Source organism: Vibrio sp. 10N.261.51.F11 (assembly GCF_041471665.1).
In the GTDB taxonomy this organism is placed as follows: domain Bacteria; phylum Pseudomonadota; class Gammaproteobacteria; order Enterobacterales; family Vibrionaceae; genus Vibrio; species Vibrio crassostreae_C.
The window spans coordinates 1-20,646 of record NZ_JBFROW010000075.1 but is presented as its reverse complement, the minus strand read 5'-3'; the positions used below and the strand labels follow the sequence as shown (position 1 = coordinate 20,646).

Sequence of the window (20,646 nt, the reverse complement as noted above, 5' to 3'; positions counted from 1 at the left end):
GGTAACGAGCCAAAGCCAACTCAATGGGCTTTGGCTCTTTTTATTACTTACCACACACCGAACAATTAGGCATCTTTATTAAATTCATTTCACGCCAGCTGTGAGACATGGCATCGAGAATCAAAAGTTTGCCTTGCTTTGGTTGTCCAAACTTGGCAATAACCTTGATAGCTTCCAAAGCCTGAGCCGCGCCTACCATGCCAACAACAGGTGCCATCACACCGGCTTCAACACAGCTTAGAGCAGCGTTGCCAAATAGAGCGCTTAAACACTGGTAACAGGGTGCGTCAGCATCTTGATAAGTGAAGACACTAATCTGACCTTCCATGCGAATCGCAGCGCCCGATACAAGTGGCGTTTTTGAGGCGTAACACAAACGGTTAAGTTGATTGCGCGTTTCAACGTTGTCGCTGGCATCAAGTACTAACGAATGCGCTTCAATGAGCTTTGCTAGTGCCTCGTCATCAAGTCTGTGGTCGACCGTTTCAACTCTAAGGTGTGGGTTTAACACCTGTAATGATTCAGCGGCTGAAACGACTTTCTTCTTACCAATATCAGCATCGGTGTGAAGCACTTGTCGTTGCAAGTTTGAAAGCTCGACAACATCGTCGTCGATCAGCATTAGTTTACCAATGCCCGCAGTCGCAAGGTATTGAGCAGAGGCACAGCCTAAACCACCCGCACCTAACACTAAGATTGAACTCTGTTTCAGCGCTTCTTGACCTTCAAAATCAAACTGTTTGAGAATGATCTGGCGATTGTAACGAAGCATCTCTGCGTCAGACAGTATTTCCATCAGCAAGCCTCGTTAGTAAAGCGTGGAGTTAAACAGTTGAATCTGAACCGTTTCACCGACTTCAACACGGCCACGTTCGCGCTCTAGTACCACAAAGCAGTTTGCTAAGCTCATTGAGCGGAAAGCGCCAGAGCTTTGGTTACCTGTTGTTTCTACTACAAACTTACCGTTTTCAATCGAGTAAATACCACGTTGATAATCAGTACGGCCTGGGCCTTTTTTGAATGCAGATTTAGTGATCGCAGGAATCGATTCTGGTGCTGTCCACGCAGTGTGACCGGCAAGTTTAGCCAGCATAGGTTGAACTAACACATACATAGTCATCATTGCAGACACTGGGTTACCCGGTAGGCCACAGAACCAAGCGTTATCCAACTCACCAAATGCGAACGGTTTACCTGGTTTGATAGCTAGCTTCCAGAAGCCGATTTGGCCGAGTTCTTCCAAAATATCTTTGGTGTAATCCGCTTCACCCACACTCACACCGCCAGAAGTCACAACAACATCCGCGAGTTCTTGAGCTTTCTCGAAGGTTTCTTTAAGCGTTGCAGGGCAATCAGGGATGATGCCTAGGTCAATCGCTTCACAACCAAACGCTTCAATCAGCGGTTTGATACCGTAGCGGTTGCTGTCGTAGATCTGACCATCTTCAAGAGGCTGACCTAATGGCTTGAGCTCATCGCCAGTAGAGAAGAAAGCGACTTTAGGTTTGTGTGCCACAGTTACATGACTCACACCGAGCGAAGCAATCATTGGAATGTCACGAGGTGTTAAACGTTCGCCACGGCTAAGAACGATATCGCCTTGCTTGATGTCGTCACCGGTAGGGCGAATGTTATTGTTCAGCTTGATGTCGTCTTGCTGAATCTCAATGCCAGCGTCAGTTTCAGCAGTGTTTTCTTGCATGATTACGACGTCACAACCTTCCGGGATCTTTGCGCCAGTCATAATGCGAATACAGGTGTTTGCTGGCCATTCACCTTCAAAAGGTTGACCTGCAAAGGACTTGCCCGCTAAAGGCAGCACTTTACTGTTCTCTAGGTCTGCTAAGCGCAGTGCATAGCCGTCCATTGCTGAGTTATCAAAAGGAGGTACGAAAATAGGGGATAGAATATCTTCAGCAAGTACGTAACCCAATGCTTCTGCCAATGGCAGTGATAAGGTCGTTCGAATAGGTTGAATTGGCGATAGCAGCTTATCTAGTGCTTCTTCAATTGGCATCAAGCCCGGAGCGTCGCAACAGCCCATAATTGAAATCCTTTGATCGTTATTGTTTTGGTTTTGTGGTTGGCAATGGTGGTTAAATAATGATCAGAACACCTGGTTCGCCAACGAAATTCTAGCCACTCTAGCACAGTTTAAGCCCCGTAAATAATGACCTCCCTTAAAATATGGGTGTATTTATTCAAAATTCCGAGTATCCTTGTTTGCCATCCAGAAGGGGTAATAAAAGAGGAAGTTCAATGTCAGGTCTTAGCGAATCAGCGAAGTTGGTTAAAGATGCGCTAGCAAGCCGTGGTTTAGAGACACCAATGAGTCCAAACCAGGTTAGCCGAGAAGAGAAAAAGGAACGAATCGAACACCATATGCGTGAGATTCTCACTCTCCTTGAACTTGATCTTACGGACGATAGTCTGGAAGAAACACCGCAACGTATTGCTAAAATGTACGTGGATGAAATTTTCTCTGGTTTGGATTACGCCAATTTCCCTAAAATTACGGTAATCGAAAACAAGATGGGCGTTCGTGAGATGGTACGAGTAAAAGACATTACCGTGACCAGTACTTGTGAGCACCACTTAGTGACGATTGATGGTAAGACTGCGGTCGCTTATATCCCTCGTGGGAAAATCATCGGCCTTTCAAAGATTAACCGTATTGTTCGATTCTTTGCTCAGCGCCCACAAGTTCAAGAACGTATGACGCAGCAGATCCTTGTTGCACTGCAAACGCTACTCGAAACTGATGACGTTGCTGTCACCATGGATGCGGTTCACTACTGCGTGAAATCACGCGGTGTAATGGACGCGACTAGCGAAACGACAACAACAGCTCTGGGCGGTATCTTCAGATCAAACCCAGCAACGCGCCACGAATTCTTACACGGCCTGCGTTAATACGTTTCGTTATTGGATGCACGTGATTTAGCCTTTGTAAATTGAAGTTCGTTGAAAATATTCTAAGCCTCGCTTTATGCGGGGCTTTTTTACGCCTGCAATGAAGTCAACTGTAATGGCTGAGAATGCTGTTATTCCCTAAAGTGAAGAATGAGCGACTTAGTCACTTTCGTCATTCCCTAAAGTGAGGAACGAGCGTAATAGGGAATCTGCATTTTCGATGTGGGTTGGTTGGAACGGAAATTAGATGCGCTCTACAGAATCTATAAAGCGCAAATTTGGGTACAGCAGCTGGTGGAATGCTTAAGTAAGATTAAACAAACGCTTAAAGTGGTGAACAAAACCGGACGGCTTGTTCTCAGCTTGATAGATATTCAAGCCATCATAAAAACTGGCCATAAACTCTACGCGAATCTCATCATCACTGCTTCTCGATATACGAGACAACAGCGTGGCGGCTACAGCTGCGTGATCATTAGCAAGGCTGTAATCCATTCCTAGTCGCCCTTGAATGAACAACCACAAATGAGTGATTAACTTTAACTGCTGAGCGTTAGAGCTTTGAAACTTGTCGCTGTGCTCAGTACCCACTGTATTATCGAATACATTTTGCATCGCCTCATTCGCTTCTTTATTGCTTTCAAAGCGATAGCTTGCATCGATATGTACTTTGGTTAACAGGCCAAGCAACGTCTGGCGTGCAGAGTTATCAGGCTTATTCTCACAAGCATGTTTGAAAAGAGCATGGTTTTCATCAATAAATGATGATAGCTCTTTCTCGTAGCCTGTTGAGAGCGCTTTTACTGAATCGAGACCAGCGAGCTGCAAACACGCTTCGAGCTTAGTTTGGCGCTGAGGTTCAGTCTGAGTTTGGATCTCAGTCATTACTCTGTAGCTCTTCCCACGTTACTTCTGCAGATTGCGTGTCGCTGTTTACGAACGCAGAGTTACCCGACAGCATTACTGAAAGGTCCATAGTACGTTGTGTCATCGCTGCTAGTTGCTCAATACCATCGTTGTCTAGACGAACGATTTGAGCTTTCAGGTAACCGAACTTACCTTTGTTTTGTTCCCACCAAACATTCGACTTAGTGTTGAAGCTGAACACGCTCACAGACTTAGATAAGCGAGTCGCTTTCTTAACGCGTTCTGGATCGGGTTCGCCCACATCAATCCACTCTAAGATTTGGTCATCTAACGACTTCTGCCATAAATCGGGTTCTTCAATGCTAGACAACCCTTTAGTGAACTCAAGTTCAGGAGATGCATTGATACAGAAAGCAATGATACGCGCCATCATGCGCTGTTCTGTTTCAGAAGGGTGTTGAGCAACCGTTAGATTAAAAGAGTCGTAATAGTCGCGATTCATATCGGTTAAAGAGATACGAAACTTGTAGATTGTCGGTTTAAGAGCCATTGAGGGGGTGTCTTAGGTAGAAATAGTGAGGGGGAATATTACCTTAAATCTCTGAATAGCGGGTAAAAAAATAGCCAGCAGAGGCTGGCTATTTTTAGAAAGCTTTAAAATACTAAATTAAAGTACTTTGATGCTGTCAGCTTGAGGGCCTTTTTGACCTTGAGATACAGTGAACTCAACTTGTTGGCCTTCAGCAAGAGTTTTGAAACCGTCGCCTGTGATTGCAGAGAAATGTGCGAATACGTCTGGGCCGTTTTCTTGCTCGATGAAGCCGAAGCCTTTAGTTTCGTTGAACCATTTTACTTTACCAGTAACTGTGTTAGACATGATGATATCCTAAAATTAAATTTTTATTATGAGCCAATTGTGGCACTGATAGCGTGGAAAAGTTTATTGCTATTGCGTACAACACAACGGGGTTACTAGTAATCCAACGAAATGTTTATATACAAAGAACTTTCTTTCTAGCCGAGATGAAGTCTAAATCAAATCAGGGGATAGTCAATCGAATCCATAGTGAAAGGTTGCAGAAACTTGGGGGTAGTCAAACTTTGCATTCCTTAAATATCATGGAGTTACAGTTGTATGGTGATTTGTTGTCGTTTTTGTGAAAATAGTGGTCGAAATTGATGACGGATTTGGAGTGAATGCACTGTTTTAGCGCATTTGTTTTTGCAAATTAGAAGCCGCTAACTGGGTGCTGAGCCCACTTTTAACGGCTTATATTTATCACTGTCGTTGTAAGGAAAATGTCTTTACTTGAACGAGAACTAGACTACTTTTTCAAGCGGTACAGGTTGCCATTATCGGTACTTAAAAAGATGTCGCCGCTTGGTGAAGTTTCGATGTCTCTTATCCTTTCGCCTAAGTCTTCTAAAATACGCTCTTCCTTGATTGCCTCTCCTTGTTCATTGACTGTCACAATATTAATGTGAGTAAGCTTAAGTGCGCCAGCCAGCAGTTTTCCTTTCAACTCTGGGTACTTATCGCCTTGGTAAACAATCAAGCTCCCCGGAGCGATTGAAGGAATGTAGACTTTTTTAGGCGCTTCAATACCATCTTTGGTTTTAGACTCGCCAACGTTAATTGGGCCCCAATACTCTTTTCCGTGTGATGTGACTGGCCATCCATAGTTGCCGCCTGCTTTTATTAGGTTGATTTCATCACCACCGCGCGGGCCGTGTTCAATCGACCAAAGTTTTTGAGTCGGGGCATCATAGAACAACCCTTGTGGATTACGATGGCCATAGCTCCAAGTCTCATTGAGTACTTTGTTGTTATCAGTGAATGGGTTATCGCTTGGCGTGCTTCCATCGGCATTTAATCGCAATATTGAGCCAGCATGAGTCATGGTGTCTTGGCCGTTGTCCCTGTCACCACGATCGCCGATTGAAAAATACAGGTGGCTATCATCAAAGGTGATACGGCTACCAAAGTGACGCCCTGTGTCCGTTCTGGATTTCGACACAAACACGTCTGTCCAATTAGTGATTTCATTATTACTGTAATTAGCAGATGCCAGTGTCGTTACACCTTCACCATCGACGTCTTTACTATAAGTGACGTAGAACCTTCCGTTTTCAAAAGGAGAGAGTGCGATATCCAATAATCCACCTTGGCCTTTCGCCCAAACATTTGGCAGCCTGAACAATGTGTTTTGATCGCCGGTCTTTAAATCAATGTGTTTAATGACGCCTGATTTTTCTGTTACTAGCATGGAGTTGTCGTTGATATAAGCCAACCCCCAAGGGATCACGAGTCCGTCGGTGATCTTCTCTGCCTGCCACGCAAAGGCTGACGTTGTAGGAGCAAGGGCAAGCAGCGCCAAAGCACATGAAAAAATACGGTGATGAGTGTTCATTGAAGTCCCTTGATTATGAGCGTCTAGTGTTAGTCTAGCGCCTGTGGTCGATAGGCGGAAAGTTGAGGTTACTGAAAAGTGACTATTCACATATTTAGTTGAACGTCTATTGTATGATTATACAAGCTCACGTATGTTTACTGTGCCTTTCTCTATTTGATCCAGCCGGAGCATTATGAACAACTCGCCAGCAGCGTTTCCGCTATTTTCTCTGTTTTTATGTTGTGAGTTAGATACGCACGTTTTTTCTTCGAATGGACGTATTAAACGATGAGTCGTCGATTTGATTTTAAATCGATCTTACTCGCGTGTTTGGTCATTAGTATCGGTCAGCTCAGTATGGGGCTTGTGTTTCCATCACTACCTTGGATCGCCAAAGACTTCGATGTGTCACTAGAGCAAGCCCAGCTTTTGGTAAGTGTGTACCTATTAGGTTTTGGGCCTTCCCAGTTTATTTATGGACCTATTTCCGATGCTCTCGGGCGCAAGAAAGTACTGCTGAGCGGATTATTAATCGCCATGCTGGGACTATTGATGATCATTTTCTTCAGCCACTCGTTTACCAATATGGTGATGGGGCGATTTCTGCAAGGCCTAGGAACTGGCTGTTGCGCTGTACTTGCTCGTGCCTCGACGCGCGATAGATTCAACGGCGCAGACTTGCCTTTGGCGATGTCTTATATTGCAATGGTTGCGTCTATAACACCTTTGATCGCGCCTGTTATCGGTGGGTTTATTAACTTCCACTTTGGCTGGAGTATGGTGTTTATCTCGCTACTTGGCTATGTCTCATTGGCTTGGGTGGTATTGGCGTTCAAGTTTAAGGAAACCGTCACTCAGGTTTCGGCTATCCCTTCACCGAAGAAAATGGTTTCTCAATATAAAGAGTTACTCACTTCTCGTTATTTTATGAGCTTTGCGAGTATTGGCTGGCTTAACTTTAGCTTGATGATCACCACCGTATCAGTGATGCCATTTATCATGCAAAATCAGATTGGTATGACGTCAGATGAATACGCGATGTGGGCGGTGATTCCTGCATTAGGCATGCTGGGCGGAACAAGCTTATGTAACCGTATTCGCCCTATTCTGGGCAACAAGAAAACTCTGTTATGCACACCTGTATTACATGTTGCTGCGGCGTTGTGGCTTTTCTTTTGCCCACTTGAGCCACTGTATTTAATGCTTGGCCAGTTCTTGATGATTCTTGGCAATGGTATAGCGTTACCTTGTGCTCAGGCGTTGGTGATGTTGCCTTATAAGAAGAACGCTGGCGCGGCGGCTGCGATGTCTGGTGGCGGGCAGATGGTGGTGTCTTCAATGGTGAGTATGGGCCTGGTTCAGTTAGGGTTAGGGGAAGCGTGGCATTTATCGCTCGTTATCATGCTGTTCACATTGATTACCCTGTTTAACATTTTGCGTGGTTTCAGTAGCCAAGAAGCGAGAGAGTCTCAGCTCAGTTAGTTGCTTAGGTAATTAGCTAGCTGCCTGGCTAGTAGGAACGAGAAGGCCATTGAAATGATGAATTTCAATGGCCTTTTTAATGTTCAGCGCTTTGGTTTAAGTTACCAGAATATATGCTATTTTCTGACTGCTTAGGGCAAGTGGTAGTGTTCCGAGCGCAGCTTGCGGCAGGGACGTTAGTTTCCATTATTGCTGGCAGCTACTTTATCTTCTTGCTACTGAAATCTCGAAGAACATAGGTTTTGCTCATGACCGAAAGCCATTGCTAATCAAAGCTACTGGCAATCAAAGCCATTGGCGATAAAAGCTACGGATGAAAAGCAGTGAATGGAGCGATCCATCACTGCTTTTTTGTTGATGTCGTTTGTGTAAAGGGAAAGACGTTAAGCAACACAGGTCTCGCTTCTTAATGTGCAAGTTTGGCATATGTTAATAAAATGTATAACCTAAAGGTCTGACCACTGATAAGGTAGCCACCATGCCAAACCTCGATCGTATTACTTGTTCTATCGATAAAAACCAAATTGCGACGGTTGTGTTGAATCGACCCGATAAGCTCAATGCTATTGATATGGCAATGTTTCAAGGCGTGAATAACATGGTGACTCAGCTGAAAAAGAACACCGAGATTCGTGCCGTAATAGTAAAAGGTGAGGGTTCTGATTTTTGTTCAGGGCTTGATGTTAAGTCCCTATTAACCAGTAAATCTGGGGCGATGAAGCTCTTGTTTAAATGGCTACCGACATTGCCTAACGCTGCACAACGCTTTTCATTGGGTTGGCGAGATATTCCATGCCCTGTCATTTTTGCGATTCATGGTCGTTGTTGGGGAGGCGGCCTGCAATTGGTCAGTGGCGGTGATTTTAGAATTGCTAGCCCGGATGCGAACTTCTCTATATTGGAAGCAAAGTGGGGTCTGATTCCAGACATGGGAGGCGCTATCGCTTTTAGAGAGCTGATGCGTAAAGATCACACCCTTGAAATGGCGATGACGGCCAAAGTGATCGACTGTGAAACCGCTAAAGAATATGGGTTGGTGACCAAGATTGCCGAAGATCCTTACGCTGAAGCCTATGCGTTGGCACTTGAGTGTGCGAATCGGTCGCCAGATGTCGTCGCTGCTAACAAGAAGCTCTACAACAAGACTTGGTGGTCAAGCCCGGGCATGGCTGTATTCTGCGAAACTTGGTATCAGATAAAGGTTGGGTTAGGTAAGAACAGGGCGATTGCTGCTCAACGTGAAATTCATCGAGACAAACCACGCCCTTACGTCGCCAGAAAGTTTAAATAGCGCTTGTACAGGAATAATGGATATTCCCTTTGTTTATTGAGCTTTGCGGTAACCTTAGAGCAATTTAATGTCTAAGGCTAAATGAGCGCTCTGATGAACAAAACTTTTACTTACTCTCTAGCTGCCACTGCAATTTTTACGAGCTTAAATGCATTCGCAAGTGGCCTGTTTTTGCAAGAAGCTGTCGTTGCCAACGCTGGTACTACTGGCGCTGGTGATGGTGTTTACACTCGATCTGCAGCGGCGATGTGGACAAACCCTGCCACTATGTCTCACATGGGCGAAAGCAAAACGACCATCAACACCATGGCATTCGATCTTGAAATGAAGTATCAAGATAACGGTGGTAATCCAGATGGTAAAGCTCATTCCGTAATGCCGTCATTTGGTGCCTTCCACGCTCATCAGGTCACAGACAAATTACACCTTGGTATCGCGCTTGGCGCTGTTGGCGGCTCTAGCCTTGATTACGGCAGTGATTGGGCGGGTGCTGCACTTCTAGAAGATATCACTCTTACTGCAATGCAAGTGAACCCATCACTGAGTTACCAACTGAATGACCAGTGGTCGGTTGGGGCGGGTGTACAATTAAGTTGGGCTGCATTACAGCAATCATCCTCTCTTTTTACAGCTAAGCAAGACACTGATTGGGCTTATGGCTATAACCTTGGCGTAATGTACACACCGACAGACAAGCTTAAATTGGGTGCTAGTTATCGTTCTAAACTCGAACATGAATTTAACAATGATGTGAATGTATTTACTGGCGGCCAGCGTTCATTAAATACTGGTATAGATGTACCTGAAATTGTTGATGCCAGTTTGAGTTATGCATTTAATACTCAGCTTGATCTATTAGCTAGTGTGCAATTTCATCGTTGGAGTCAATGGGATAGCACTGTTTTAGATTTGGGTACAAACCAAAATGGTAACCTTCCAATTAATCAAACACTATTGCGCGATTGGGACGATGTATGGAAGTTTGCAGTTGGTGCAGATTACCAACTTAACTCAGACTGGCGTTTGAAAGCCGGTTTCTCTTACGAAACTTCTCCACAAGACGACCCGACAATGCAGTATGTTGATCTTCCCGTTGGTGAGCAGTATCGCTACTCAGTGGGTGCATCTACCTACTGGGATGATATCTTAATTGATGTGTTCTACGAATATGCTGACTTGGGTTCAGTAGATATGGACCGATTCATGGTTGACGGTTCATTCGATGGCCGTATCCACTTTGTTGGTGTTAGCGCGACCTTCTAATGACATTACGTAATCTACTAATCATTACTTTAGTGTCTTTATTTTCAACGGGTGCTTTTGCTGAAGAGAAGCACCCTGATGATCCGACTAAAATCGTAACCAAAGCTGGCGTTGCTTATAACGAAGATCTGCAGTTCTCTGGGTCTATTGGGCTTGATGAAGCGCGAATGATCAACGCTCGTGTTAATGCTGACGGTGAAGAGTGGCGAGTAGGCGGTTCATGGTTGTTGCCTATGGGGATCGTCAATTTCAACTTTAGCCGCTCTGAATACGACAACAATGCTTATAAGAACAACTACAGTATTGGTACGTTTATACCACTGAGTTATTTCGACATTGAGCCGTTCGGTTGGCAAATCTTCCCTATGGCTGGCTACAGTTATAATGATGGCGAAGTGGCGGTTTTCGATGATGATAACGTTGGCTCTGATTATGTATTGATGCCGAGTTCAACACATGGTGGCTACATTGGTGCCTTTGGTTTAAAAACGATTACGGATGAGTGGTCGATTATGGGCTTCGGTGGCGGTTCAATGGGGTCTGATGATTATTCAGGGTATTGGGCAGGCGTCGGTGCTAGCTACAAGTTGAGTGACGCTCAATCATTCAACTTCTTCACTATTTTTGCTGAGGACGATTTCGGTGAAAATAACAGTGTTGGCGCGTCTTACACCTATGAGTTCAAATAACTGTTAGCAGGCAGAAATTCGCAGGTGGACACCTCTCGTAAGAACCATTGACTTAGTCCAGATTAAATTGAACAAAGTCGCTTATTAAAACTTAGCGACTTTCTTTTGTTACCATTTCTCCAATCTTTTTTATCTCTTTTTGATGCTTTCTATATCTTTCTCACATGAGAGTGCCGCTCTCTTAATCTAGATTAAGTTTTCGCTGCCTTATTCTCTGTAGTATCCGCCTGAATCAGTGCCCATGCTTAATGGGTAACTTGCGTAACACGATTTTGAGAGGAAGACACTTGAGCACTTTGTTTACAGAAACCCACATTGGCAAGATGACACTAAAGAATCGCTTCATGAGAAGTGCAACGTGGGAAAATATGGCCACCGAAGATGGGCATATGACAGATAAACTGTACGCTATCTATGAAGAGTTGGCTCAAGGTGAAGTCGGCCTGATCGTGACGGGCTACGCGAACATTGTTGAAGAAGAAAAGCCGAATGCAGGCATGATGGGTATGTATAACGACTCATTCATTGAAGAGTATCAAAAGCTGACTCAACTGGTGCACGACAACGACTCTAAAATCGTGATGCAATTAGCTTATGGTGGCACCAAAACCACGCATGATCTTGGCGAACGAGTGATCTACGCACCAAGTGAGGTTCCAGAAAAAGGAACTCAAACACTAGGCAAAGCGATGACCAAACGCGAGATCGACTACATTGTTGATGCCTTTGCTCAATCGTCATTAAGAGCACAGAAGTCAGGTTTTGATGGCGTTGAAATTCATGCCGCTCACACTTACCTGATTAACCAATTTCTAAGCCCTTATTACAACCAACGTGAAGATGAATACGGCGGTAGCTTAGAAAACCGCATGAGATTTTTGTTAGAGATCTATACCGCGACACGTAAGCTGGTGGGTGATGATTTCCCTATCTTAGTTAAACTCACTGCATCGGAGTTTTTTGAAGGTGGTGTCACCTTTGACGAAACACGTATTGTTTGTAAAAAGCTTGAACAAATGGGCGTGGATGGCATTGTCGTGTCAGGTAATATTCATGGTAAAGCAGACACTATGATTGGCGAGTCGCACGATGGCTTTACCATTCAAGCTGAAGGCTATTTCCATGAGTATGGTCACGCGATCAGCCAAGACGTTAATATCCCAGTGATCACGGTTGGTGGTCTAACGGATTTTGATGCTATCGAAGCGATTGCAAACAACACGGGCATTGAGTACTTCGCACTTTCAAGACCGCTGCTTTCTGAACCCCATTTAGTTAAGCGTTGGAAGGAAGGGGATAGAAGCCCTGTTGAATGCGAACGGTGCTCTAAGTGTCGTACTAAGCGCGGTAACTTCTGCGTGGTGAATAAAGACAGAAAAGCACAGCTTGCACGCATGTAGTCGCTGAGCCCAGCTCCAAGAGAGATCCGAAGTTTATAGCTAAGTCTAAGTTTGAGCCTGTGTAATCGCGCAGGCTCTTGTTCATTCCGTATTCCACGAAACGAAATTTGAAACCTTATTAATCGCATCTTCCTGTCAAATTGGCGCGACTAAACAGTTACACTACGCCTGTAAATTATCCAACCAAGTTATCGATAAAAACTGAGCAAACTTTGAAACTACTTCCTCTTCTTAAGCAACCTCGAATCCACTGACGTCTCTTTAGTTTTAGCGATATTGCTATGATTTAAGCGTGATACTCACTATTCATCCCAGTGAACCCTGTGTTTATAGGGCGTTAGTTTGTGCACCTTGGATTTGCATCGTCGAACATTTTGATAGTTAACGAATAAAACTTAATAGATCATTCAGAGGTAAAAATGCAAAAGAAGCATTGGTCCAAATTCGAGTTGCTGCATGAAGTCGTAACCAACCCCAATATTCACGTAAAAGGTCAACACAGTTATTACAGCGATTGCTGGGATAATGGGTTCGAGCAATCTGTCGTCCGTTATTTACATGGCGACGAAGTCAGCCGCCAGTGGGAGCCTCGATGGGAAATCGACGAACTCCATATCGGCGATTATGTCTGCATTGGCGCAGAGGTTGTGATTTTAATGGGTGGCAACCATACCCACAGAGTTGATTGGTTTTCGCTGTATCCATTTATGGATGTAATCGACGATGCCTACATTGGCAAAGGTGACACTCACATTGAAGATGGGGTGTGGTTAGGCATGAGAGCGATGGTGATGCCCGGTGTGACGATTGGCGAAGGCGCTGTGGTTGCAGCGAATAGTGTGGTGACTAAAGACGTCGCTCCATACAGCATTGTCGGTGGTTCTCCAGCTAAAGTCGTCAAATACCGCTTTGATGAGTCCGTTATTGACGAACTTATGTCATTCAAAATATACGAGTGGCCCTCAGATAAATTTGAAGCGCTGAAACCGTATTTATGTAACTCAGACTTTTCAAAGTTAAAGCAGGCGATAACGGATTACGACAATTGTTTGTAAGGAGCACTTGTAACGAGCACTTGTAACGAGCGTTTGTAAGGAGCGTTTTTAAGGTACGGGTATAGCCACAGATTTGTGTAGAAAGATCTGTGTCATATTTATATTGAAAAACACGTTAAATCAGTCCGTTACCTTGCAATACTCAACATGGTGTACCAATCTTATTTCATAAGCATGGATAAGGATTGTGTATGCCCGCAAGTTCAATGAAAAACAAAGGGGTGGTGGGGAAAGTCTTACTGCCTTCTTTACTCATAAATCTTCTCTCTCTCGCCGTTCCGTTAACGGTTTTGCAAATTTACGATCGTATTTTACCTAACCAAAGTTACGGTACTGCCACTTTGTTGTTGGCGGGTGCAGCGTTGGCTGTTGCCATGGAAGCATTGATCCGGTTTGTGCGTACTTGGCTTTTGTCAGCCGCGGCCAGCAATACCGAGAAAGCGACCTATCAAACTTTGGTTGAAAGAGTAACAACGGCTTCATCAGGCCATCTCCGCCACATTGGTGTTGGCGGCGTGGAAGAGGGGCTTGGTTCTGTATCCAAAGTCAAAGATTGGTATTCCGGTGGTGTGATTGCAGGCTTTATTGATTTGCCTTTTGCCTTGATCTTCTTGGGCTTGGTGGCTTACATCGGCGGTGAGCTGGTGGCGATACCTTTGGCAGTTTGGCTGATTACTCTCGGAATCGTTTGGTTATCTTCTATTCGCGTTAAAAGCTTAAGTGAAGAAGCTTCCCAAGATGAGCAGGAGCGAAAAGCGTTCTTGATTTTACTGAGCCAAACCATTCAAGGAATCAAACGTCAGGCTGTTGAGTCTCGAATCTTCAATCAGTTTAAATCCCTCAATAACGTTCGCTCTCAGTCTAAAGCGAGAGAAGAAGAACAGAACGCCTTTGCCCAAGAATGTATTCAGCTTGCCGCATTAGCCACGTCAGTTTTACTCGTAATTACGGGGAGCTTGTGGGTGTTGGATGGTCAGTTAACTACTGGTGGCTTGGCGGCATGTTCTATCTTATCTGGCAGAGCGGTTGCGCCTTTGAGTGCTCTGGTTGGGGTTAGAATCAAGCTTAATTCAATACACAGTGCCAATCAGGCAATAGAAAAATTGAGTGACTTATCATTATCGGAATCTTCAGATTCTGAGCAAGTTGAGAACCACTTATCTGACTTTGAGACGTTGGAAATCAAGCAAGCGACCGTTGAAAGATATGGTGAACTCTCTCATGCAGATGTCACACTGAATAAAGGTGAGTTGGTTTTGTTAGAGAGTGAGGATCGCCACACCAACAGTCATTTATTGTCGTCGATTGCAGGTATTGATGATCTAAAAGCGGGTGAGTGCTTCATTAACGGAGCTGCAGTTTCAATCGCATCCGTAACCAATATTGCTGCCTACTGTGGCGTTAAAGGGCAGTTGGTGTCGGGTACTATTCTCGACAACTTGTGCGGGTTTGACCCTGAGAAAACGCAAAGCGCCAGTGACTATGCAAAGCGTTTGGGTTTAACCAAAGAGATTACTCGATTACCCGATGGACTAGAGACACAAATTGGCCATACGAGTGCTTCTTTGTTGAGTATGGGTAACGTGAAAATGCTCAATATCGCGGCTCAATTGGCAAGTGATAAACCCATAATCATGTTGGAAAGGCCGGATTCTTCACTTGATTTAGACGCCCTTGGGAATCTAGCTAAGGTGTTGGAAGAAGAAGTAACGGCAGGACGCACTATACTGATGGTGAGCTACCATTCGAAGCTTCGCGAATTTGCTAATCGAATCATTACAGTGGAAAGTCGAGCTATTACGGTCGACAGCGAGAGCAATCAGGAGGCCGTCGTATGAATCGTTTAGATATTGGTAACCCTTCAGGTACGAACAACCGTGCAGATACCAGCGGTCGACAAGAGGTGATGAATCATTTAGAAACCGAGAGCCTTTCCGTTCTTAAGCAGTTGGAAGTTAATGCTAATATCCAGTTGTTCGCACATCAATGGGTCGATGAAAATGGCATTGAATCAATCGACGATATGTTTGCCTTGTTCGACAGGCTTGCACTGCCTTATCGCTTGGTTGCCAACCTAGATGAAGTTGGTGAACATAAATTGGTCTTACTGGTACTTGGTGAACATGAGCTGGTCTCTGGTCATTTGGAATCCAAGCAATTTGTTGCCTTTAATGCCAATAACGACATCACCGATGTCCCTCAGTTTTGTATTGTTATCGAAGGGCCACCATTAGAGAAGGCCTCTCCTGATTGGGTTGGTGAAAGGTTACATGCGTTTCGCCCCATCATTCCTAAATTGTTATTGGTCAGCTTTATCACTAACTTATTTGCGCTTGCTGTTCCCTTCATCACGATGTCGATTTATGACCATGTGATTGGTGGTGATGCAGGGCATGAGTTGCAAGGTATCGCCATTGGCGCGGCGTTGTTGTTTGTGATGATGGGTTGGTTGAGAACATTACGTAGCCGAGTGTTTGCTTCAGTTTCCAACCGAGTCAGCCGCGAGATTTCTCAATCCCTCGTGCAGCGTCTGCTTCGTAATAGCTATGCTCAAAATCAGCAAACAGCTTCTTCTAGTCAGCAAAACCAAGTGATGTTGTCAGAGCGTATTTCAGGTGTGCTATCGGGGCCATTAGGAAATGCGTTATTTGACCTACCATTCATTCTAATTTTTGTACTAGCGATAGGAGTTTTAGGCGGATGGTTGGTACTGGTTCCAGTCGTCTCTTTAATCCTTTATTACTTGCTAGCAAAACGCTCGATACGCTCTAGCAGCAAGCGCTCGATGCAATCGACAGTCGCAGGTACGAATCGTCAAAACATGACTAATGAGCTGTCATCTAAGCTTGCCTTTATTCGCAGTGCTGGATTCTCAGAGCACTGGATTCAACGTTTCAAAAAAGCCAATCTTCTTGCTTCAACAGTGACCTTTAATCAATCGGTTCTCCAGAGTCGGTACACCTCGATTTACTATTTCATTGGTGTGGGCTCGACACTCGCCGTGATGGGGTTAGGCATAGGACTTATTTTTGAACAAGTGATGACGCCCGGTGGTTTGATTGCTTCAATGATGTTGATATCTAAGGTGACGGGTCCTGCTCAGGTGTTGGCAAACAGCGCGATGCGTTTTAATAGCTTTAATCAATCCAAGCTGCAAGTGAACCGTATTTTGTCTCAGCCGTCTGAGCGTGAATTCAGTTACCAGCATCACCCGTTACCCGTGGTAGCGCCTAACTTGAAATTAGACCAAGTGACGCTGCGCTATCCCAAACAGAGTCGCCCCGCTTTGAATGGTGTGAGTTTTGATATTGAAGCCGGTGAAGTTGTCGCGATTACCGGCCCTTCTGGGAGCGGTAAATCAACATTAATTGAAGTGCTGTCTGGCTTGCAGCCTATCCAAAATGGCATGGTCGAGCTTGAAGGCGTTAACCTCGTTCAATACGACCCGCAGCTTTATCGCCACTGGTGTTTCATTCGAGCCGCATATCCTGATTTGCTTACGCTGAGTATTCGAGAGTGGCTAAACGACGGTCACAAAGTCGAAGATAAGAAAATGATATCTGCAATTGAAATGGTGGGCGGAAAGCGTTGGTTCGAGACATTATCAGGTGGGCTCGATACTTCCATCAGCAGTATTCAGCCGGACAGCCTTTTTGACATGTTGTCTGGCAGCGTCGCGCAGATCCTCATTGACGCGAAAGCGCTGGTTTATGACTACCCAATGTTCTTAATGGATAATCCTGTGCCTGATGCTCACCCAAATGCTAAACGTATATTTGGTGAGTTTGTGCAGTCGAAAAAAGGAAAAGCAACGGTGATTTACACGTCCCACGATCCGGATTTAATCAAGCTTGCCGATAAAGTGGTGGTATTAAATGAAGGTGCAGTGGTTTATGCCGGTCCATTAGAGCCGGAGCAGTCTTCGAAGCAGGAACAGCCTTCAGAGCCTCAAGCTTCTCAAGAACCGCAGTTATCTGAGCAACCGTTATCTCAAGAGCTACAGCCGTCAACTCAAGAGGCGTCTGCTCAACAAAATGCAGCCCAACAAGAACAATCAGAGTCTAAGCAAGGAGTCGCTAATGACTAAACAATCTATCGAGAAGGGCAAGCGCTACGGTGAGCTTGTTGAATCACAAAATACGGCTCGTACATTGGCGCTGGCCACATGGTCGGTTGCCTTATGTGTTATTGCTTTTGCCACTTGGTCTGTAGTCACTCAAGTTGATGAAATCGCCAAAGCCAAAGGTGCTGTGATTCCGGAAGGCGAGAAGCAAGTATTACAAAGTGCGATTGGCGGTAAGTTAAAGCAAATTCTTGTTAAAGAAGGCCAGTTGGTAGAGAAAGGCCAGCCGCTTGTTGAGTTTGATGCCACTTTCCAGCGTACCGCGCTTGAAGAGCTAAAGTCCCAACAAGTGACGCTTCTAGCCAGTGTGGAACGTATGAATGCGTTGCTTGAGCAACGTGAGCCTAACCTTGCTGAGTTTGAGGTCGATTACCCAGAGATCGTCAGCCAGCAAAAAGCGCAGCTGAACGCGCAAAAAGCCCTCTACTTCCAAAAGCGTGTGGTGCTTGAGAAAGAGAGCGAGCAAATTGCAGAGCAGCTTCGTAGCGTAGAAAAGGCCTTGCCGAGTTATGAGAAAGAGTTAAATGCGACTAAGCAAGAGTTGAACATACTGGAGAAGGGTTATAAAGCGGGTAACATTTCACGTTTACGTGTGCTTGAAATGCGACAAAAATTGGCCAGTATCGAACAGAAAATCGAAGAAGCTCGTGGTAAGAAGTCGGTATTGATTAGACAAGCTGACAGTAATGACCAAAAAATCATACAGCTTCTGGCGGAAGCGAAAGCTAAAGTGAGCGATGATCGTTCTAAAGCCGTATCTGACTTATCAGCATTGAATGCTAGAGTTCGTTCAAGCCAAGCTAAATTGACGAACACTATGTTAGTGTCACCGCTACAAGGCTTGGTGCAAAGCATACCAAGCACGCAGGATGGTGGTGTTATTCAGCCGGGTGGCACGGTAGTTGAAATTGTGCCTGTCGGAGGGAACGCTGACTTCAAAGCACGTTTGTCCCCAAGAGATATTGGTTTTGTGAGTGTTGGGCAGCCCACTCGAGTCAAGATTGATGCGTTTGATTACAGCCGCTTTGGGGCTTTAAAAGGGGCGGTAGAGAGTATTTCACCGACCACAAGTCAAAGCGAACGTGGCGAGATCTATTATGAAGTTGTAGTGTCGGTTGATACGCCTTACTTCCGTGATAACCCTGAAAGCTTTTCCATACTGCCGGGTATGACGGGTGAAGTAGACATCACAACTGGCGAGAAGTCGGTGTTCCAATACTTATGGAAACCGATTTATACCAATGTTAGCGTGGCGTTTGGAGAGAGGTAAAGTCCTCCACTCTGGCTTGCATAAAAAAGGAGCACATGCCGTGCTCCTTTTTTTATCTAACCGAAGGGGTGATGTTCTAGTTATTTGGGTCTATGTCAGGCAGTCCGTCAACGTCATTATGATGGTGTAAAGAATCATCAATAGATGGGTTATCGGTATGGTGAGACAGCCCATCACTCATACCATCGTCAGTTTGCTCAGCCCCATAAGCACTCTCGGCATCACTGAAAATGATATCGATATCATGCGCTACTGGTACATTGTGTGACGGTGAATCTATAGACGGCGAGTCAGCATTAATACCCAGAGCGTCTAGGTAAGCATGGGCACCAGAACGCTGTTCGTGTTCGCCTATCGCTGTATGTTCTAGGTTTGCCGTCACCTCATCAAAATTAAGAGTAACTTCATCAGGGGTGCTGAAAGAGGCATCCGGTTCATCCGCTTGGCTCATGCCGGGTGCTGGAGGAGGTGATGGAGCGATTGGCGATAAATCCATGCCAGTTAGTGTGGTTTGGTCAATGTGATGTCCGCTGTTTCCATGGACGGATTGCGAGTGCAAATGTAGGTGCACCGCGACTTGTGAGTTTTGATCGCCTCCTAGGGTTAAAACAAACGAGTCGGTTTCGTCTGTACCACTACCGTAAGAGCCTCCTGTATGTGTCTTAACGACGCCTGATGAAGTTTGTTGGTAATCGTAACTCAACTCTCCGGTTGCAGGATTGACATGCAAAGTACCAAATTGACCGTGTAATGCAGTGAGAGAGTGTCCGTGGTGATCTGATATTCCCCAGCCTGTCATTGGCGTAGGCGTTCCTTGGTGAATAATTGGAGGAATTCCGATTGAGGCATGCAGGTCCTGATTGCCTGCACTGCCGGTAATTTTTGCAGGGGCAACTAGGGTTGGCATTGGTGGAACATCGCTGTGTCCATCAATGCGCATTTCAACTTCTTGAGTTGTAATGCCCCCGTGTCCATCATCGACTAATAGAGAAAACTTATCGGTCAATTGTTCACCATTATTTAAAGCATTAACATGGCTATTGCTGTTATTAAGTGTGTAGACCCAAGTTTGTGTATTGCTATTATAGGTAACAGAACCATACTGTGGCTGATGTTGGCTATCAATACTGACAGAATGTTGATCGCTATGATCAACATCGCTGATAATAATTTGCCCAGAGGTCGCATTTGCAGCATCTTCATCAATGTTATGTGCACCTGCGATAACTTCAGAAACTGTTGGTTTATCATTAGTGCCATGCACATTGATGGTAATAATTTGTTTATCACCACCAGCGGTCGTTACTTCATATTGAACCTGCTCGACTTGCCCTGCCGCTAAGTGCTGAATATTGGCATTGGGAACCGAATAAGCCCAATCACCGGCTTTTCCAATGGTCAGATGACCGCCATAGGGATCACTGATCGCATGGGCATTACGAGTGTCGTAAAAATGATCTTCACCGGCATCAGGATCGATAACATTCAACACGCCAGTGACAAATATCGTATGTTGGGCATCACCTTGTACGTGGCGATCTTCTGTTATTTGACCGCTTTTATCTCCGGCGAAGATCGCAGCATCGCCAACTGCCGAGAGTGTTGTTGATGCACCGGTGTGGGTCACACCACCGTGGGCATCTTTGACGTCATAGCTAAAATGGACATCGCCGTTATAGTCTTTTTCTGGCGTAAAGGTAAAGGTGCCATCGCCATTAATTAATATCGAACCATGGTCGGCGTGTAGGTTCTCAATGGATAATTTGCCAATATCGTTATCATCGATATCAGTTGTGTTAGCAAGTAGCAGTGCTGGGGTGAGGACAATTTTGCTATCTTCTAAGCCATTCGCTAAACGCACTTCAGCCGAGGCAATTGGCGCATCATTGGTGCCATGAAC

Annotated in this window: 17 protein-coding genes; 10 read left to right on the top strand and 7 right to left on the bottom strand. The window is 45.1% G+C overall.

Annotated features, from left to right (window positions below):
• Positions 1–43: 43 nt before the first annotated feature.
• Entirely contained in the window at positions 44–796 is a 753-nt protein-coding gene (gene moeB, locus AB4351_RS19955) for a molybdopterin-synthase adenylyltransferase MoeB (protein ID WP_065583719.1), read from the bottom strand.
• Positions 797–808: 12 nt separating this feature from the next.
• On the bottom strand, positions 809–2,044 hold the full coding sequence (gene moeA / locus AB4351_RS19950) for a molybdopterin molybdotransferase MoeA (RefSeq protein ID WP_372112358.1): 1,236 nt from the start codon (positions 2,042–2,044) through the stop codon (positions 809–811).
• A 215-nt stretch (positions 2,045–2,259) separates the two neighbouring features.
• On the opposite strand from moeA, the gene folE reads away from it, so the two are divergent.
• On the top strand, positions 2,260–2,913 hold the full coding sequence (gene folE / locus AB4351_RS19945) for a GTP cyclohydrolase I FolE (RefSeq protein WP_017061725.1): 654 nt from the start codon (positions 2,260–2,262) through the stop codon (positions 2,911–2,913).
• Between the two features lie 303 nt (positions 2,914–3,216).
• On the opposite strand, the gene AB4351_RS19940 is transcribed toward folE, so the two are convergent.
• The 4 genes from AB4351_RS19940 to AB4351_RS19925 all read right to left on the bottom strand — a co-directional run bounded on the left by AB4351_RS19940 (position 3,217) and on the right by AB4351_RS19925 (position 6,191).
• Positions 3,217–3,798, bottom strand: a complete 582-nt coding sequence (locus tag AB4351_RS19940) for a hypothetical protein (protein ID WP_102503524.1) — start codon at positions 3,796–3,798, stop codon at positions 3,217–3,219.
• Positions 3,791–4,330 (bottom strand): YaeQ family protein, encoded by a 540-nt coding sequence (locus AB4351_RS19935; RefSeq protein ID WP_004731545.1) that lies wholly within the window; start codon positions 4,328–4,330, stop codon positions 3,791–3,793. Before AB4351_RS19935 ends, AB4351_RS19940 begins: the two co-directional genes overlap by 8 nt.
• 117 nt (positions 4,331–4,447) lie before the next feature.
• Entirely contained in the window at positions 4,448–4,657 is a 210-nt protein-coding gene (locus AB4351_RS19930; protein ID WP_004731543.1) for a cold-shock protein, read from the bottom strand.
• A 448-nt stretch (positions 4,658–5,105) separates the two neighbouring features.
• Positions 5,106–6,191: a PQQ-dependent sugar dehydrogenase gene (locus tag AB4351_RS19925; protein WP_372126945.1), complete on the bottom strand. Its 1,086-nt coding sequence runs from the start codon at positions 6,189–6,191 to the stop codon at positions 5,106–5,108.
• A gap of 270 nt (positions 6,192–6,461) precedes the next feature.
• On the opposite strand from AB4351_RS19925, the gene AB4351_RS19920 reads away from it, so the two are divergent.
• The 9 genes from AB4351_RS19920 (at position 6,462) to AB4351_RS19880 (ending at position 18,746) form a co-directional block, all read left to right on the top strand.
• Positions 6,462–7,655, top strand: coding sequence for a multidrug effflux MFS transporter (locus AB4351_RS19920; RefSeq protein WP_017094748.1), 1,194 nt, complete (start codon positions 6,462–6,464; stop codon positions 7,653–7,655).
• Between the two features lie 478 nt (positions 7,656–8,133).
• Positions 8,134–8,946 (top strand): crotonase/enoyl-CoA hydratase family protein, encoded by an 813-nt coding sequence (locus AB4351_RS19915; RefSeq protein ID WP_017061730.1) that lies wholly within the window; start codon positions 8,134–8,136, stop codon positions 8,944–8,946.
• Between the two features lie 93 nt (positions 8,947–9,039).
• The gene (locus AB4351_RS19910) at positions 9,040–10,209 is read left to right on the top strand and encodes an OmpP1/FadL family transporter (protein WP_372112288.1); all 1,170 of its coding nucleotides are present in this window, start codon (positions 9,040–9,042) and stop codon (positions 10,207–10,209) included.
• Positions 10,209–10,898 carry a hypothetical protein gene (locus AB4351_RS19905; RefSeq protein ID WP_372126943.1) on the top strand — a complete coding sequence of 230 codons (690 nt, stop codon included), beginning with the start codon at positions 10,209–10,211 and terminating at the stop codon, positions 10,896–10,898. The genes AB4351_RS19910 and AB4351_RS19905 overlap by 1 nt, the downstream gene beginning before the upstream one ends.
• A 287-nt stretch (positions 10,899–11,185) precedes the next feature.
• Complete coding sequence (locus AB4351_RS19900) at positions 11,186–12,298, top strand: NADH:flavin oxidoreductase (protein WP_372126941.1); 1,113 nt, start codon at positions 11,186–11,188, stop codon at positions 12,296–12,298.
• Between the two features lie 419 nt (positions 12,299–12,717).
• A complete protein-coding gene (locus AB4351_RS19895; RefSeq protein ID WP_017061734.1) occupies positions 12,718–13,353 on the top strand; it encodes a CatB-related O-acetyltransferase in 636 nt (211 codons plus the stop codon).
• Between the two features lie 191 nt (positions 13,354–13,544).
• Positions 13,545–15,191, top strand: coding sequence for an ABC transporter ATP-binding protein (locus tag AB4351_RS19890; RefSeq protein ID WP_017066510.1), 1,647 nt, complete (start codon positions 13,545–13,547; stop codon positions 15,189–15,191).
• Positions 15,188–17,440 (top strand): ABC transporter transmembrane domain-containing protein, encoded by a 2,253-nt coding sequence (locus tag AB4351_RS19885; RefSeq protein ID WP_372126940.1) that lies wholly within the window; start codon positions 15,188–15,190, stop codon positions 17,438–17,440. The genes AB4351_RS19890 and AB4351_RS19885 overlap by 4 nt, the downstream gene beginning before the upstream one ends.
• Complete coding sequence (locus tag AB4351_RS19880; RefSeq protein ID WP_017061737.1) at positions 17,433–18,746, top strand: HlyD family type I secretion periplasmic adaptor subunit; 1,314 nt, start codon at positions 17,433–17,435, stop codon at positions 18,744–18,746. Before AB4351_RS19885 ends, AB4351_RS19880 begins: the two co-directional genes overlap by 8 nt.
• A 76-nt stretch (positions 18,747–18,822) precedes the next feature.
• On the opposite strand, the gene AB4351_RS19875 is transcribed toward AB4351_RS19880, so the two are convergent.
• Positions 18,823–20,646 (bottom strand): VCBS domain-containing protein (locus tag AB4351_RS19875; protein WP_372126939.1); only part of this gene is annotated, 1,824 nt, incomplete at its 5' end.